At 53.7% G+C, this 14,410-nt stretch carries 12 protein-coding genes; 2 read left to right on the top strand and 10 right to left on the bottom strand.

Features of this window, described 5'->3' with window-relative positions; all coding sequences use genetic code 11:
• Positions 1-22 precede the first annotated feature (22 nt).
• The 8 genes from yejF to J1779_RS22645 all read right to left on the bottom strand — a co-directional run bounded on the left by yejF (position 23) and on the right by J1779_RS22645 (position 10,285).
• Positions 23-1,636 (bottom strand): microcin C ABC transporter ATP-binding protein YejF, encoded by a 1,614-nt coding sequence (yejF, locus tag J1779_RS22680; protein WP_217204853.1) that lies wholly within the window; start codon positions 1,634-1,636, stop codon positions 23-25.
• A 1-nt stretch (position 1,637) separates the two neighbouring features.
• The gene (locus tag J1779_RS22675) at positions 1,638-2,678 is read right to left on the bottom strand and encodes an ABC transporter permease (RefSeq protein ID WP_217204852.1); all 1,041 of its coding nucleotides are present in this window, start codon (positions 2,676-2,678) and stop codon (positions 1,638-1,640) included.
• On the bottom strand, positions 2,678-3,772 hold the full coding sequence (gene yejB / locus J1779_RS22670) for a microcin C ABC transporter permease YejB (RefSeq protein WP_217204898.1): 1,095 nt from the start codon (positions 3,770-3,772) through the stop codon (positions 2,678-2,680). The genes J1779_RS22675 and yejB overlap by 1 nt, the downstream gene beginning before the upstream one ends.
• Positions 3,773-3,782: 10 nt before the next feature.
• Positions 3,783-5,588, bottom strand: coding sequence for an extracellular solute-binding protein (locus tag J1779_RS22665; protein ID WP_217204851.1), 1,806 nt, complete (start codon positions 5,586-5,588; stop codon positions 3,783-3,785).
• Positions 5,589-5,784: 196 nt separating this feature from the next.
• Positions 5,785-7,293 (bottom strand): cyclic di-GMP phosphodiesterase, encoded by a 1,509-nt coding sequence (locus J1779_RS22660; RefSeq protein WP_338019877.1) that lies wholly within the window; start codon positions 7,291-7,293, stop codon positions 5,785-5,787.
• A 239-nt stretch (positions 7,294-7,532) separates the two neighbouring features.
• Entirely contained in the window at positions 7,533-8,108 is a 576-nt protein-coding gene (gene mepS / locus J1779_RS22655; RefSeq protein ID WP_056778505.1) for a bifunctional murein DD-endopeptidase/murein LD-carboxypeptidase, read from the bottom strand.
• Positions 8,109-8,536: 428 nt separating this feature from the next.
• On the bottom strand, positions 8,537-9,250 hold the full coding sequence (locus J1779_RS22650; protein WP_217204850.1) for a phosphatase PAP2 family protein: 714 nt from the start codon (positions 9,248-9,250) through the stop codon (positions 8,537-8,539).
• 51 nt (positions 9,251-9,301) lie between these two features.
• Positions 9,302-10,285, bottom strand: coding sequence for a CobW family GTP-binding protein (locus J1779_RS22645; protein ID WP_136375148.1), 984 nt, complete (start codon positions 10,283-10,285; stop codon positions 9,302-9,304).
• Positions 10,286-10,500: 215 nt separating this feature from the next.
• On the opposite strand from J1779_RS22645, the gene J1779_RS22640 reads away from it, so the two are divergent.
• Positions 10,501-10,809, top strand: coding sequence for a fimbrial protein (locus J1779_RS22640; RefSeq protein WP_183846337.1), 309 nt, complete (start codon positions 10,501-10,503; stop codon positions 10,807-10,809).
• A gap of 241 nt (positions 10,810-11,050) precedes the next feature.
• A complete protein-coding gene (locus J1779_RS22635; RefSeq protein ID WP_056778516.1) occupies positions 11,051-11,782 on the top strand; it encodes a GntR family transcriptional regulator in 732 nt (243 codons plus the stop codon).
• Between the two features lie 59 nt (positions 11,783-11,841).
• Here the strand turns inward: J1779_RS22635 and J1779_RS22630 are convergent, their stop codons facing one another.
• Both J1779_RS22630 and yeiP read right to left on the bottom strand, forming a co-directional pair.
• Positions 11,842-13,311 carry a mannitol dehydrogenase family protein gene (locus J1779_RS22630; protein ID WP_217204849.1) on the bottom strand — a complete coding sequence of 490 codons (1,470 nt, stop codon included), beginning with the start codon at positions 13,309-13,311 and terminating at the stop codon, positions 11,842-11,844.
• A 284-nt stretch (positions 13,312-13,595) separates the two neighbouring features.
• Entirely contained in the window at positions 13,596-14,168 is a 573-nt protein-coding gene (gene yeiP, locus J1779_RS22625) for an elongation factor P-like protein YeiP (RefSeq protein ID WP_056778524.1), read from the bottom strand.
• Positions 14,169-14,410 lie beyond the last annotated feature (242 nt).

The following is a 14,410-nucleotide window of genomic DNA, read 5'->3' as shown; positions in this document are numbered from 1 at the left end:
CGCTATTCCAGGCCTAAGCGCTTCACACCACCGGTTTATCAAACGCATCCGATGCGGCCAGCAACTCCCGCGTGTAAGCCTGCTGCGGTGCGTTGAAAATCTGCTCACAGTCTCCCTGTTCCACGGCTTCCCCATTTTGTAACACCATCAGCTGATGACAGAGTGCGCGCACGACGTGCAAATCATGGCTGATGAACAGATAGGTCAGGCCGCGACGCTGTTGCAGCTCGCTGAGGATCGCCAGGATCTGCGCCTGCACCGATTTATCCAGCGACGACGTAGGCTCATCCAGAATCAGCATTTCCGGCTGTAAAATCAGCGCGCGGGCGATGGCGATGCGCTGACGCTGGCCCCCGGAGAATTCAGTCGGGTAACGGTGACGGGATTGCGGATCCAGCCCCACGTCTTCCATGGCGCGGATCACCTCTTTTTCACGCTCTCCGGCGCTCACTTTCCGGTGTACCAGCAGGCCTTCGGCAATGATTTGCCCGACGGTAAAACGCGGGTTCAGCGCCGAAAAGGGATCCTGAAACACCACCTGGATCCGGCTGCGAAAGGGCAGCATTTGCTGACGCGAAAAAGTATGCAGCGGCTGCCCGTCGAACCAGATTTCACCCTGTGACTTCAGCAGGCGCAGCAGCGCCAGCCCGGTGGTGCTTTTCCCTGAACCGGATTCGCCCACCACGCCGAGACTTTCCCCGCGACGAAGCCGGAAACTGACCTGATTCACGGCATGTTTGATGCTCACTGTGCGGCGCAGCAGACCGCGTTTGACCGGAAATCCAACCGCAAGATTTTTCACCTCCAGCAGAACCGGCGGCTCGCCCGTCAGCGGCTGCGGGCGGCCCTGTGGCTCGGCCTGCAAAAGCTGGCGCGTGTAAGGGTGCTGCGGCTGGCTGAACAGGCTGGCACGCGGTTGCTGCTCCACCACGCGGCCATGCTGCATCACCGCGACGTTATCTGCCAGGCGGCGCACGATACGCAGATTGTGGGTAATAAACAGCATTGCCATGCCCATTTCCTGCTTAAGCTCATCAAGCAGCGATAAAATCTGCGCCTGTACCGACACATCCAGCGCGGTAGTCGGTTCATCGGCAATCAGCAGTTTTGGCCGGGTCAGCACCGCCATCGCAATCATCACCCGCTGGCGTTCACCGCCGGAAAGCTGGTGCGGGAAATCTTTCAGGCGCGAAGCGGCCTGGCGGATACCCACCCGGTCAAGACAACGGGCGATCTCGTTGCGTGCTGCTTCGCCGCGCAACCCGCGATGCAACATCAGCACTTCGGAGAGCTGTTTTTCAAGAGTATGCAGCGGGTTGAGAGACACCATCGGTTCCTGAAAGATCATCGAAATCTGGTTGCCGCGAATACTTCGCAGCGTACTTTCATCCGCGTGCAGTAAGGATTTTCCGGCAAACAGAATGTCGCCCTGCGGATACACCACCGGCGGCGAGGGCAACAGGCGCAGCACTGACAGCGCCGTGACACTTTTGCCGGAGCCCGATTCGCCCACCAGCGCCAGCGTTTCTCCGGCGCGGAGAGTCAGCGACACATCGCTCACTACTTCACGCGCCTCACCGGCCTGACGAAAGGCCACGCTGAGATTTTTAATGTGTAAAAGAGGAGTGTCTGTCATCTCAGCGCGCCTCATGATGTTGTGCGGACGGATTAAAGGCGTCGCGTACCGCTTCACCAATGAAAATCAGCAGAGACAGCAACGAGGCCAGTACCACGAAGGCGCTGATGCCCAGCCACGGGGCCTGTAAGTTGTTTTTGCCTTCCATCAGTAACGTGCCGAGAGAGGGCGAACCGAGCGGCAGGCCAAAACCGAGGAAATCCAGTGAGGTCAGAGACGTTATCGACCCGCACAAAATGAAGGGCAGATAGGTGAGGGTGGCGACCATCGCATTCGGCAGCATATGCCGCAGCATAATGGACCGGTCGCTGACGCCCATTGCCTGCGCCGCACGAATGTAGTCAAAATTTCGGGTGCGCAGGAATTCCGCGCGCACCACGCTGACCAGCGCCATCCAGCCGAAGAGAATACTGATCAACAGCAGCCACCAGAAACTCGGCTGCACCACGCTTGCCAGAATGATGATCAGATAGAGCGTGGGCATGCCTGACCACACTTCGATAAAACGCTGGCCGAGCAAGTCAATCATGCCGCCGTAATAGCCTTGTACGGCGCCGGCCGTGACCCCGATGACGGAGGTCAGCGCGGTCAGAAAAATGCCGAAGAACAGTGAAATCCGCAGGCCGTAAAGAATTTGCGCCAGCACATCGTGCCCGTTGCTGTCCGTGCCCAGCCAGTTTTCTGCCGAGGGCGGGGAAGGGAAGGGCTGTGTGGTGGCAAAATTAATCGACTTAAAATTGCTGCGGATCGGTGCCCAGAGCACCCAGCCGTGGTCGTCGAGCTGTTTAAGCACGAACGGATCCTGATAATCGGTCGGTGTTTCCAGTTCGCCGCCAAAGGTGGTTTCGCTGTAGTTCATCATGAAAGGCACGTACCAGTGCCCCTGATAGCGCGCCAGCAGCGGTTTGTCGTTGGCCAGTACGTCAGAAAGCAGGGCCAGCGTGAACACCACCAGAAAAATCCACAATGACCAGAAACCGCGGCGGTTCTGACGAAAACGCGCCCAGCGCGCCTGGTTCACCGTGCTTAAATGACGTGGCATCAGTGGCGGCCCTCAAAGTCGATACGCGGGTCAACCAGCGTGTAGGTCAGATCGCTGATGATGTTCAGCAGCAGGCCGATCAGTGTGAAAATATAAAGCGTGCCGAACATCACCGGGAAATCGCGCTGGACGATGGCGTCATAGCCCAGCAGGCCTAACCCCTGCAATGAGAAAATCACTTCAATCATCAGGGAACTGGTAAAGAACATGGTGATGAAAATGGCCGGAAAACCGGCGATCACCAGCAGCATCGCGTTGCGAAACACATGGCGGTACAGGATCTGCTTCTCGTTCAGCCCCTTGGCGCGGGCGGTCACCACATACTGTTTACCGACTTCATCCATAAAGGAGTTTTTGGTCAGCATGGTCAGGGTGGCAAATCCGCCAATCACCGTCGCCACCACCGGCAGCGTGATATGCCACAGGTAATCGGTGACTTTGCCGTACCAGGGCAGGGTATCGAAATTCGGCGAGGTCAGACCGCGCAGCGGGAACCAGTCGAGGTAGCTGCCGCCGGTGAACAGCACAATCAGCAGAATGGCAAACAGGAACGAGGGAACGGCGTAACCGATAATAATCAGTGAACTGCTCCAGGTATCGAACTTCGTGCCGTTGCGCACCGCTTTACGAATACCCAGTGGAATCGACACCATATAGATAATCAGCGTGCTCCATAAGCCAATGCTGACGGAGACCGGCAGCGCGCCTTTCACCAGCCCCATGACCGAGGAGCCACGGAACAGGCTGTCGCCGAAATCAAAGCGCACGTAATTTGCAAGCATCTCGAAGTAGCGCACATGCAGCGGTTTATCAAAACCGAAGCGCCGGGTGATTTCAGCGATGACTTCAGGATCCAGCCCGCGCGCGCCACGGTACTGGCCTTCACCAAACTGCGCGACGCCCGGCGAGGCTTTGCCGTTACCGGTATCTCCGCCTGCACCGGGAAGCCCGCCGGAATGCCCCATCTCAATGGCGGCAATCGCCTGATCAACCGGGCCACCGGGCGCAATCTGCACGATGAAGAAGTTGATGGTAATGATCGCCCACAGCGTCGGGATCATCAGGAGTAGTCGTCTTAACAGATAGGCGGCCACAGCAGGCTCCTCAGCGGCGTTGCGCAGGTAAACGGGCTGCGCGGTTAACGTCATACCACCAGGTATCGAGCTCCATTCCGTTGGACGGGGTGATGACTGGCATTGAGAATTTATCCCAGTACGCATAACGCTCGTGATGGGTGTACCACATCGGGATCATCAGCATATTCCAGGTGAGTACGCGGTCCAGCGCATGGCCCAGCGACAGCAATGCCTCGGGTTTGCCCTGGTTGGCGGCGATGTCATCGGTCAGTTTGTCGATAGCCGGATCGCTCACGCCAGACTTGTTGTAGGTCGAATCCAGGAACCGGGTATTCCAGTAAAGTTGCAGATCGCTGCTCGGGTACGAGGTGGCGGGATAAACGGTCGGCAGCATGTCGTAATCACGCTGGCGCATACGGCGCACGAACTGCGAGTTATCCACTTCACGGATCGACATCTGAATGCCCAGCCGCTGTAAATTATGCTGGAAGGGCAAGACGTATTGCGCGTTGCCGCCAGCCGGCAGCAGTAACTCAAACGTCAACGGCTTGCCGGTTTTGCTGTTGACCAGCACCTGATTTTTCACTTCCCAGCCCGCCTCTTTAAGCAGCGCGGTGGCTTTGAGCAGGTTGGTGCGGTCATTGCCGCTGCCGTCAGAACGCGGCGGCTGATACAAGGTGGTAAAGACTTCTGCGGGCACTTTATTTTTCAGCGGCCCGAGCCAGGCCAGTTCAGCCGAGTTCGGATAATCTTTGGCGGCGTATTCGGTATTTTGAAAATAACTGTCCACCCGCTGATAGGCACCGAAATAGAGTGCCTTGTTCATCCAGTCAAAATCGAAAGCGAGCGTGATCGCTTCGCGCACCTTGCGGTCAGCAAATTGCGGGCGATGAATGTTGAACGCCAGCCAGCGCGTATCCTGTGCCGCCTGATTTTCCTCATCGGCTTTGACGATAAAGTTTTTGCTGAAATTACCGCCCTGATATTGCGTCGCCCAGTTTTTCGGCGAGCTTTCCATGCGGAAATCAAACGCGCCGGATTTAAAGGCTTCCAGCGCCACATTGTCGTCGAGGTAATAGTCGTAGCGGATGGTGTCGAAATTATAGCGGCCACGGTTGACCGGCAAATTGGCCGCCCAGTAGTCCGGCACGCGGGAATAAGTGATGTACTGCCCGAGTTTGTAATCGCTGATGCGGTAAGGCCCGCTGCCCAGCGGCGGGGTGTTCAGCGGCTGGTTGAATTTGTGTTTTTCCCAGAATGCCTGCGGCAGGATCGGTAAACCGAGCAGGCCGAGCATCATGTCTTTATCCGGCTTTGGCAGTACGATGCGCACGGTCAGACGCGAAATGGCTTTCACCTCGACGCCTTTATACACCACGCGGAACTGCGGCACGCCCTCGGTCATGAATTTCGTAAAAGAGAAGGCGACGTCGCTGGCGGTGATCGGCGTGTTGTCGTTAAAACGGGCGCGCGGGTTGATATCCACTTCGACCCAGCGGTACTCGCTGTCGTAGCGGGCGGAGTCGGCGATCAGCGGGTAATAGCTGCCGATTTCATCGCTGGAGGTGGTGAACAGGCTGTCATAGAGAGAGCCGCTGCGTATGGCCGGGTTGCCGCGTGAGGCGAAACGGTTGAAGTTATCGTAGGTGCCGATGGCGGCGAGCGTGATTTGTCCACCCTTAGGTGCAGCGGAATTGACGTAATCAAAACTGCTGAAGTTGGACACGTATTTAGGTTCGCCCAGAATCGCGAACGCATAACTGTCCTGAATAACTTCAGCCTGAGCACCGAGGCTCAGCAGGCATAACGCTGCGGCAAAAACGCGAGATAACATCCTGAATCTGCACTCCTGTGATGACAACAGCAAGATGCGACTTACGCGCGGGCTGTCGTTCAGTGATGATCAATGAATGGCTAAGGCCTTGTAACGCGCCAGTTTTTGGCACTTTCCCTGATTTCGGCCTTTTTATCATATTCAGCGACAGACGCCTAAAAGAAAAATAATGCGGCAGACCGCCACCGGTGGCGGTTCAGATGTGATAACAGGCCTCTTTTTCATTGAAGTCACGGGTAAACGCCAGAAGTGCGGTGACACTCAACGGTTTGCTGTACAAAAAACCCTGCAAATAGGTCACACCGTGGTTTCTCAGATACTCAGCCTGCTGGTGGGTTTCCACGCCTTCGGCCACCGTTTTGAGTTTCAGTTCCTCAGTCAGCCTGAGCACGGTATCAAGCACCGGCGCAATCAGGGTCTTTTGATCAATCGACATGACAAAACCCCGGTCGATTTTAAGGTAGTCGAGGGTGAATTTTTCCAGATAGATCAGGGCGCTGTGGCCGGTGCCGAAATCATCAATGGCGATTTCAATCTTATGGCGGCGCAGCCAGTTGAACTCGCGCATCGCCCCTTCGGTATCAATCATTCCCCGCTCAGTGATTTCAAACACAACCTGAAATGCATTTTCCGGCAGAGCCTCAATGAAGTTTAAAACGTCATCATGAAAACTGACTTTATTCATGTGGTGCGGGGAAATATTGATGCTCAGCTTGGCTTTATCCGCAAACGCGCGTGCCAGTTCGTGGGCATCAGCGGCGACCAGCATCATCATATGTTGAGTCAGCGGGACAATAAGCCCCTGAGTTTCCGCATAGCTGATGAACATGTCAGGAGGAATGCGGCCTTCGATCGGATGCTGCCAGCGCAGCAGGGCCTCGACTCCGGTGACTTTCATGCTGCGGGCTTCCACCACCGGCTGATACTCAACAAAGAATTCTTTATTTTTCAGCCCGCGCAGGATCTCTCTTTCGACGTTATGGCGGATCAGCAGGCTGTGATAAATCAGTACGTACACCAGTATGCTCAGCAGCAGACCGCCGAGCAGCGTAAAGCGGATGTTGTCGCCCGTCAGGGAAGGGGAGTAGAGGCGGATAGTAAAAGGGTAATCGCCCCCCTGTATCTGCGTGAAATGGCTGGTCGGCAGCTGGCTGACCGGTATCAGCCCCTCCTGGGAGGACACCAGCGCCACATCGCCGACCAGCAGGGCAAATCCGCGATAACCCGAACCAGGCTGGGCAAAAAGCATATAAGGCGACAGCGTCAGTTCCAGCGTGGCGATCACCCCGTCATCAAATGATCCCGCATTACGCTGCCAGACAATGATCACCGGACGGTTGGGCACCGCAGGCGTGCCCATTTGCAGGCTGACGGCCATCGGTTTGGTGAAATCAATGCCATGCAGCGTGGAATTGGCCGGAACGTGCTGGTTTCCCGAGGCTGACGAACAATACACCATGCCGTCGCGCACCAGCTGGAAATCGCGCACACCGATACTGAAAGCGGCATCCCGGTTAATTTCACTGGCAACGGACGCGCAGCTTTCGGTCGTCAGTAAACCCACCCGGCGCATGGTATCGGTGAGCTGATGAAAATAGCGGTTGCTGAATTGACCGGTTCTTTTGGCAATCTCATTTTGTTCGAGGGAGTTATTGGCTTTAATGACGCTTAATGTGATGAGGGTAAATAAGATAAAAAATATCACGGAGAAAAAAAGACTTTTTTTCAAATAACGGCGTTTGGGTAATACGCTGTGCGTAAGCGCCGCTTTTAACCCCATATGAGAAGCCCTTTTTTTGACTGATGAAATCAAAGTATAACGTAGCCAAAAAAACAGCAGCTTTTTATTACCGGTTATTCCAGACATAAAAAAACGCCATCCGGAGATGACGTTTTTTTATTCGCTTGGCATAGAACAACAAGAGCTAAATCATGGGGTAACGGTTAACCGTTAGCCAAAACGCGTCTTGCTTCACGATAACGTGTATTCCAGTAAGTCTCTTTCAGATTGGAAATCATCACACCATTGCTGGTTGATGCATGTACAAACTGATCGTTACCTAAATAAATACCGACGTGACGGCCTGTCGAACCTGCGCGGAACAGAACCAGATCACCCGGACGCAGTTTCGTGCGCTGGATTTTCTTGCCTTTCTCTTCCTGTTCATAGGTAGAACGAGGTAAATCCATACCAAATTGTTCGCGGAATGTTACCTGGACGAAAGCTGAGCAATCGATACCACGCTTGCTGTCACCACCTAACCGATAACGAACGCCTTTCCAGTCAGCATACTGATCCATAATTTTGGATTTTACGTTGACGCTGCGAACCATTGCTTCGAATTCATCCTGAGAGGCTTGCAGTAGAAGACCGTCTTTGTCATTTACTGCACGCATATCAGTTTGCGCGTTTTCTGTGTTCGAAGAATGTGTACCACTACACGCAGTGAGAATAATTGCTGCGCCAATCGCGGGAATTATCCGCGTGATATATCTCAGAAAAGGTTGAGACTTGACCATTATTGTTGTTATCCCTTGCTGTCCTTAACGATGTAATCGTTATTAAAATTGCCAAACGAAGCGAGACTACCCGCCGCGCACAGTCGGGACAAACACTGGAATGATAAAATGTGCGTCAGAGCACGTTTTTATCTTGAAACCCGGTGTTTTTGCCACATTTCTGTGCAGGCGAATTGGAGATTACCGTAATGAATAGGGGATTGCGAGAGGTATTATGAGATTTTTTATAAGAAATTGTGATGTAAGCTGATGTAAGTAAAGATGTAAAAAAGGATGGGTTATTTTTATGCTAATTTGGATTAAAACCGCATCACAAGCGGGTTGCACCGGCCTTTTTCAGCTAAGTATATCTGGGATTTGTCTTAAAAAATGGCCCGCCTGCCGTTCAGTTTCAGGCGAGCCATAATTAAATGATATGCATCAATGCATCACGGGTTTTTGCTAAGCATTTTATTACCGGGTAATTTTCTTTCCAGCCAGTTAATCAGCATGTCACTGGCAGGCGTCATCAGCCACCAGCTGGCCCCTACCAGCACGACGGACATCGAACCGACGGCAATATCGGTAAACCAGTGCGCACCAATCATCACGCGTGGCAACGAGAAGATAACGGTGATCAGCACGGCAATAGCGAAAGCGCCCTTGCTCAGATAGCGCAGCATAAAGCAGGAGAAAATGATCAGCATCATGCCGTGGTCACCGGGGAAGCTGTCCGCAGAGGCATCTTTGGTCGGAATGCCGGTCAGTTTACTCACACGGTTAACATCCGGGAAACTCAGCGACGGGCTTTTATGGCTCACCGGCAGCAAATGACCCAGCTGGTTAAGCACCACGGCGGTCAGCAGCATCACGAACCCGATAATCACCAGGCGGCGGCGCCCCCGGGTATCCTCTTTCAGGAAGAAGCACAGGTACAGGGCACCCATCGCCAGCAGCGAGATAACATCAAAGGCGCGGTTATTGGTTACCGCCACCAGATGCAGGAACCAATGGTCTGTTGCCAGGTGCTGATTGAAGAAGAAGAATATCGACTTATCAATCGGGAACCAGAAACCATGATTTGCCGGCAGATAAAAGGATAAAAACAGTGCAACGCCTAATACGTTGAGTATCAGGATTGCGGGGATATTTCGGCGCCACATAAATGTTAACCTATACTTAGCAGGGTAATGAATAAATTAGTCAGCGTTAACTTAATCCTTACAACCTAAACGAACCTTCAACAAGAGTGATTGTAGTTCATTCCATTGCGCAACATCTCGTGTAATAAGCTCAATTCTGCTGTCTAACGGCGCCGCCGGTTTGGTTTCAATATGCAGGTCGTCTCCCTGACGGTTTATCAGCAGCGTTCCTTCCTTTATGCGCATGATGCCTTTCACGCGATCTACCGGTGCCTGACGCGCCCAGTCGAGTATGCCCGCGGTATCAAATTGTGTTTCGCCATCAAATATCCAGCCACAGCTGGTATAGCCGTCGGCCTGATTGAGCGCCCGACGCCAGCGCTGGCTACCCGGCAGGCTCAGCGCTGCCAGCCCGCGTTGCGGGGCATGAGCATGATGATGTTTACCTTCCGGCAGTGTGACCTGATTCAGACGCGGCAAATCCAGCAGGGCAGGGTCGATGGCGCCCTGCGACGCAACCACCAGCTGACGCCCGCCGCCATGAGTGGCGAACCATGTTTCCAGCGCCTGTTTATCCTGCGCCTGCGCCACATCGGCTTTATTCGCGACGATCACGTCGGCGGCAGCCAGCTGGTCGCGGAAGTTTTCATTATCAATCACCCGCTGATCGCTCAGCTGACGGGGATCCATCAGGCATAACGTGGCGTTAAGCGTGATCCAGTTGTTGTAAACCTCAGAGGTGAGCAGGGACAGGATTTGCTTCGGATGCCCAAGACCGGTGGGTTCGATCAACAGGCGATCAGGTTTCGCCTGCTGCAACAACATGTTTAACCCCACCTGCATCGGCAAACCGTTCACACAACACATACATCCGCCGGGAATTTCTTTCAGCACGGCACCGCTGTCAGCGAGCAACGCGCCATCGATGCCAATCTCACCGAACTCATTCACCAGCACCGCCCATTTTTCACCTTCGGGTTTTTGAGCCAGTAAATGGCGCAGCGTGGTGGTTTTACCGCTGCCGAGAAAGCCGGTAATCAGGTTAGTTTTGGTCATGACTGCATCCCTCTGTAAAAAAATTCACCGGACAATGTGCAATGGGCGTTAAAGAAAATCCAGCATTGTGCCGATTATTGTTCAGTACCGCGTAATTCTGATGGCTTTTCCTCCGATATTTTCGTTTGCGTAGTGCGAAATCGGTTAGATGTATTAATGTTAAATTGAAGTTACGCAATGATTAAAAAAACCAATTTACAGATGAGGGTATGACCATGAACAGCATCAGATGGACACTGTTTTTGGGATTGTTAGCCTCAGGGATGATGCAGTTTGCCAGCGCCGGAAGTACCGGCAAGATTTACTTTTACGGTGCCATTGTCGATGGCGGATGCAGCTTTACGACAGGTGATCAAAAGGTTACCAGCAAATGTGACCGTGGCGGGAAGACCGTCAGTCAGGTCCGCACTCTGGATGCGACACAACCCCAGGCGTATACGTTGCCGCTGTCTCTGGGCCATGTGAGCACTGAGCACATTAAAAACGATCCCCGTCTGACCCTCATGACGGTGACCTATAACTGACAGTTAAGTTTTGCTTAATAATTCCGCTGTGCAACGTCCTGAGCCGCCGGTTTTCTCACACCGTTCTGGCCGGACACCCTGAAAACTGGCAGGCCCAATTTTGATCGGGCCGTCAGTTTTTAGTTCTCATTCTGTTCGCCTTATCCCCGCATGTTATAATTTTCCCTCTTAATTCAGGCATTCTGGCAGCGGCTTGCCGTCTTTTCAGATGTCAGACCAATTGTTCGACAGGGGCAAGATTATGCGACTTTATCAGGAGATTGGCGGCCATTTACGCCGTGATATCCATGCGGGGAAATATGCCCCCGGCGACCGTCTGCCGCCTGAACGCGAAATTGCTGAATCCTTCTCTGTCAGCCGCAGCGTGGTGCGGGAAGCGCTGATCATGCTGGAACTGGAAAAATGGGTGGAAGTGCGTAAGGGCTCCGGCGTGTATGTGCTGCATCCTGCTGAAAACAGCCCGACAGAGACGGCAGATACCGGTTACGGTCCCTTCGAATTGCTGCAGGCGCGGCAGTTGCTGGAGGGGGAAATTGCGGCTTTTGCCGCTATGCAGGCCACTAAAACCGATATTCTGCAAATGCGCGATGCCATCGATGCCCAGCGCGATTGTATTGAACGCGGCGTTTCAGATGATGTGGAAGATCAGCGTTTCCACGGCTTGCTGGCGCAGGCCTCGCAGAACAGCGTTCTGGTTAAACTGGTGGATGATTTGTGGCTGATCCGCCAGCGCAGCCCGATGTGGCTGGGTATTCATCAGCACGTTGTCGGCAAAACCCACAGCCAGCTCTGGTTGCAGGATCATCAGACCATTTTGCAGGCCGTGCTGCGCCGTGATCCGAAAGCGGCTAAGCAGGCGATGTGGCAGCATCTGGAAAACGTGAAAGATATGTTGTTGCAGGTGTCAGATGCGGATGACCCTGCGTTTGATGGTTTCTTATTTTCCTCCGTTCCCTCCGAACTCAACGACTGAAGACCCGTCCCCATAAAAAACGGCTGCCGCAGCAGCCGTGGTTTTCTCTTCTTTTACGGTTAGCTGACGTACTTCGCCACGGCTTTTTTCGCGCCCACGCGTTGCAGATCGGCATAAGCCGCCAGAATCGCCTGCACCACTTTTTCTTCGTGCGGCAGTTGCTCGCCAAACACCGCATTCAGGGCCAGCAGGGCTTTCACGCGTTCTTCGCCGTCTGCGGTTGAGGCCACGATGCTGGCTAAGGTATCGGCCATCGGATCTTTAATCTCAATCGGCTGGCCCGCATCATCCATCCCGCTGATGTAACGCATCCAGCCCGCCACGCCCAGCGCCAGCAGTTCATAAGAACCGCCATTTTTCACATGCCAGCGGATGGAATCGAGCATACGTTGCGGAAGCTTCTGCGTGCCGTCCATCGCGATTTGCCAGGTGCGGTGCTTGAGTGAAGGGTTGCTGTAACGTGCGATCAGGCTGTCAGCATAGGCGTTGAGATCGACACCTTCCACGCTCAGCGTTGGCGCCTGTTTTTTCAGCATCAGACGGTGAGCTGCCGTCTTATAATGTTCATCTTCCATACAGTCGTTGATGTGCTGATAACCGGCCAGATAGCCCAGATAAGCCAGGAATGAGTGGCTGCCGTTCAGCATACGCAGTTTCATCTGTTCGAAAGGCAGAACGTCGGACACCATCTGCGCACCGGCTTTTTCCCAGTCAGGACGACCGGCGACAAAGTCATCTTCCACAACCCACTGAATGAATGGCTCACAGGCGATTCCGCAGGGATCGGTGATGCCGCCCAGCGCTTCGGTGATCTCGTCGAGAGTCGTTTCGGTCGCGGCGGGAACGATGCGATCCACCATGGTGCTCGGGAAAGAAACGTTTGCAGTGATCCATTCCGCCAGCTCAGCGGAGCGTGCCTTCGCCATGCCCAGAACGGCATTTTTTACGACCAGACCGTTTTCCGGAATGTTATCGCAGCACAGAATCGTAAAGCCAGGCAGATTGCGCTCATGGCGCAGGCGTAATGCTTCAACCAGTACACCCGGCGCGGTACAGGGTGCCTGACCGCCTGCCAGATCCTGCTGGATTTTCGGGTTTTGCAGATCCAGTTCACCGGTGCCAGGCTCAATGCAATACCCTTTCTCGGTGATGGTCAGTGACACGATGGCCACCTGCGCTTCCGCCAGTTTTTCGATGACCGCTTCCAGCCCGTCAATGATGCCGTGCACCGAATCATGGGCGGAACCGACAACGATGGCCTGATTTCCCTCTGCACCTTTTTCCAGCACGGTGAACAGGTGATTTTGCTGACGCAGCGCGTTGATCAGGCTTTCATTGCCAAACAGGCTGATTTCACAGATGCCCCAGTCGCCGCCCTGTAAATTCAGCACCCGGTTGGTCAGCAGCGCCTGGTGGGCGCGGTGGAAGGCGCCAAATCCGAGGTGAACAATGCGGCTTTTCAGCGCATCACGGTCGTAAGCAGGCAATGACACGGCTGCGGGCAGGGACGCTGTGGCAATAGTTTTCATGCAATACTCCAGGCAAGTCAGAAAATAAATAATTGGTCAGGCCAAATTGGGGCTGTTTACCCGTCAGTTCAATTTCATGCTGGATAAAGCGACGATTTAAGCCGAAATCAGGGCTTTGAGTGTAAAGTCATATGATAGAAAGGGGAATTGGTAAGTCCGGATGGCCTCTCGTTTTGTGAAGTAGATCGAGAGTCTGGAGCATTTAACGCAAAGTTTCAGCCAGGTCTGGCGCAATAAAAAAGGAACGCTGTGGCGTTCCTTTGAAGAGCAATGTGCAGGGATGATTAATCCGCGCGGCCCATATAGCGACGTTCGGCAATATGAATGCGGATTTTGTCGCCGGAGCTCAGGTATTCCGGCACCTGAATGTTCAGGCCGGTAGCCATCACGGCAGGTTTGGTGCGTGAGCTGGCGGAAGCGCCTTTAATACCCGGCGCGGTTTCTACAATTTCCAAATCCACGGTTTGCGGCATTTCCAGCGCCAGCAGCTGGCTGTCGAGGGTCAGAACCTGCATACCCTGCAAACCTTCTTCAGGGATAAACAGCAGTTCTTCTTCGATCTGCGCTTTGTTGAAAGTGTAAGGCGTGAAATCTTCATCATCCATAAAGATGTATTCGTCGCCATCGACGTAAGAGAAGTTCACTTTACGGCGGGTCAGGGTGACGGTATCGAGAATGTCATCGCCTTTGAAACGCTCTTCCACTTTGCCACCGGTACGAACGTCAGAAAAACGCATTTTGTACAGGGTGCTGGCACCACGGGCGCTTGGGCTTTGAACATCGATATCTTTTACCAGCAGCAATTTGCCGTCGTAGTTCACAACGAAGCCGCGTTTAATTTCGTTAGCACGTGCCATATAAATACCTGTCGAGATAAAGGGGGAAATAATTTGCGACACGTTACTCGCGCCGCTGATTTCAGGCAAGCAGATAGCGCAAAAAGAGTCGTGAAAACCCGCATTATTGCGCATCTCTGTGGGGCAGCCAGCCGGTATCAAACTTGTTGGGTCAACAGTGTTAAAGAGTAGTAAATATTTCGCTGGTGGCGCATGAAAGCGCCTGCTATTGTCGCGCCTCAAAACCAGGCCTGAGGAGGCTG

The sequence above is a fragment of the Rahnella rivi genome (assembly GCF_019049655.1).
GTDB lineage: Bacteria > Pseudomonadota > Gammaproteobacteria > Enterobacterales > Enterobacteriaceae > Rahnella > Rahnella rivi.
This window is presented reverse-complemented; position numbering and strand designations above follow the sequence as displayed.

What these genes read in the sequence shown, in the direction of transcription:
- yejF (WP_217204853.1), bottom strand. Translation starts at nt 1,636, where the DNA reads ATGACAGACACTCCTCTTTTACACATTAAAAATCTCAGCGTGGCCTTT.
- J1779_RS22675 (WP_217204852.1), bottom strand. Translation starts at nt 2,678, where the DNA reads ATGCCACGTCATTTAAGCACGGTGAACCAGGCGCGCTGGGCGCGTTTT.
- J1779_RS22665 (WP_217204851.1), bottom strand. Translation starts at nt 5,588, where the DNA reads ATGTTATCTCGCGTTTTTGCCGCAGCGTTATGCCTGCTGAGCCTCGGT.
- mepS (WP_056778505.1), bottom strand. Translation starts at nt 8,108, where the DNA reads ATGGTCAAGTCTCAACCTTTTCTGAGATATATCACGCGGATAATTCCC.
- J1779_RS22650 (WP_217204850.1), bottom strand. Translation starts at nt 9,250, where the DNA reads ATGTGGCGCCGAAATATCCCCGCAATCCTGATACTCAACGTATTAGGC.
- J1779_RS22645 (WP_136375148.1), bottom strand. Translation starts at nt 10,285, where the DNA reads ATGACCAAAACTAACCTGATTACCGGCTTTCTCGGCAGCGGTAAAACC.
- J1779_RS22640 (WP_183846337.1), top strand. Translation starts at nt 10,501, where the DNA reads ATGAACAGCATCAGATGGACACTGTTTTTGGGATTGTTAGCCTCAGGG.
- J1779_RS22635 (WP_056778516.1), top strand. Translation starts at nt 11,051, where the DNA reads ATGCGACTTTATCAGGAGATTGGCGGCCATTTACGCCGTGATATCCAT.
- J1779_RS22630 (WP_217204849.1), bottom strand. Translation starts at nt 13,311, where the DNA reads ATGAAAACTATTGCCACAGCGTCCCTGCCCGCAGCCGTGTCATTGCCT.
- yeiP (WP_056778524.1), bottom strand. Translation starts at nt 14,168, where the DNA reads ATGGCACGTGCTAACGAAATTAAACGCGGCTTCGTTGTGAACTACGAC.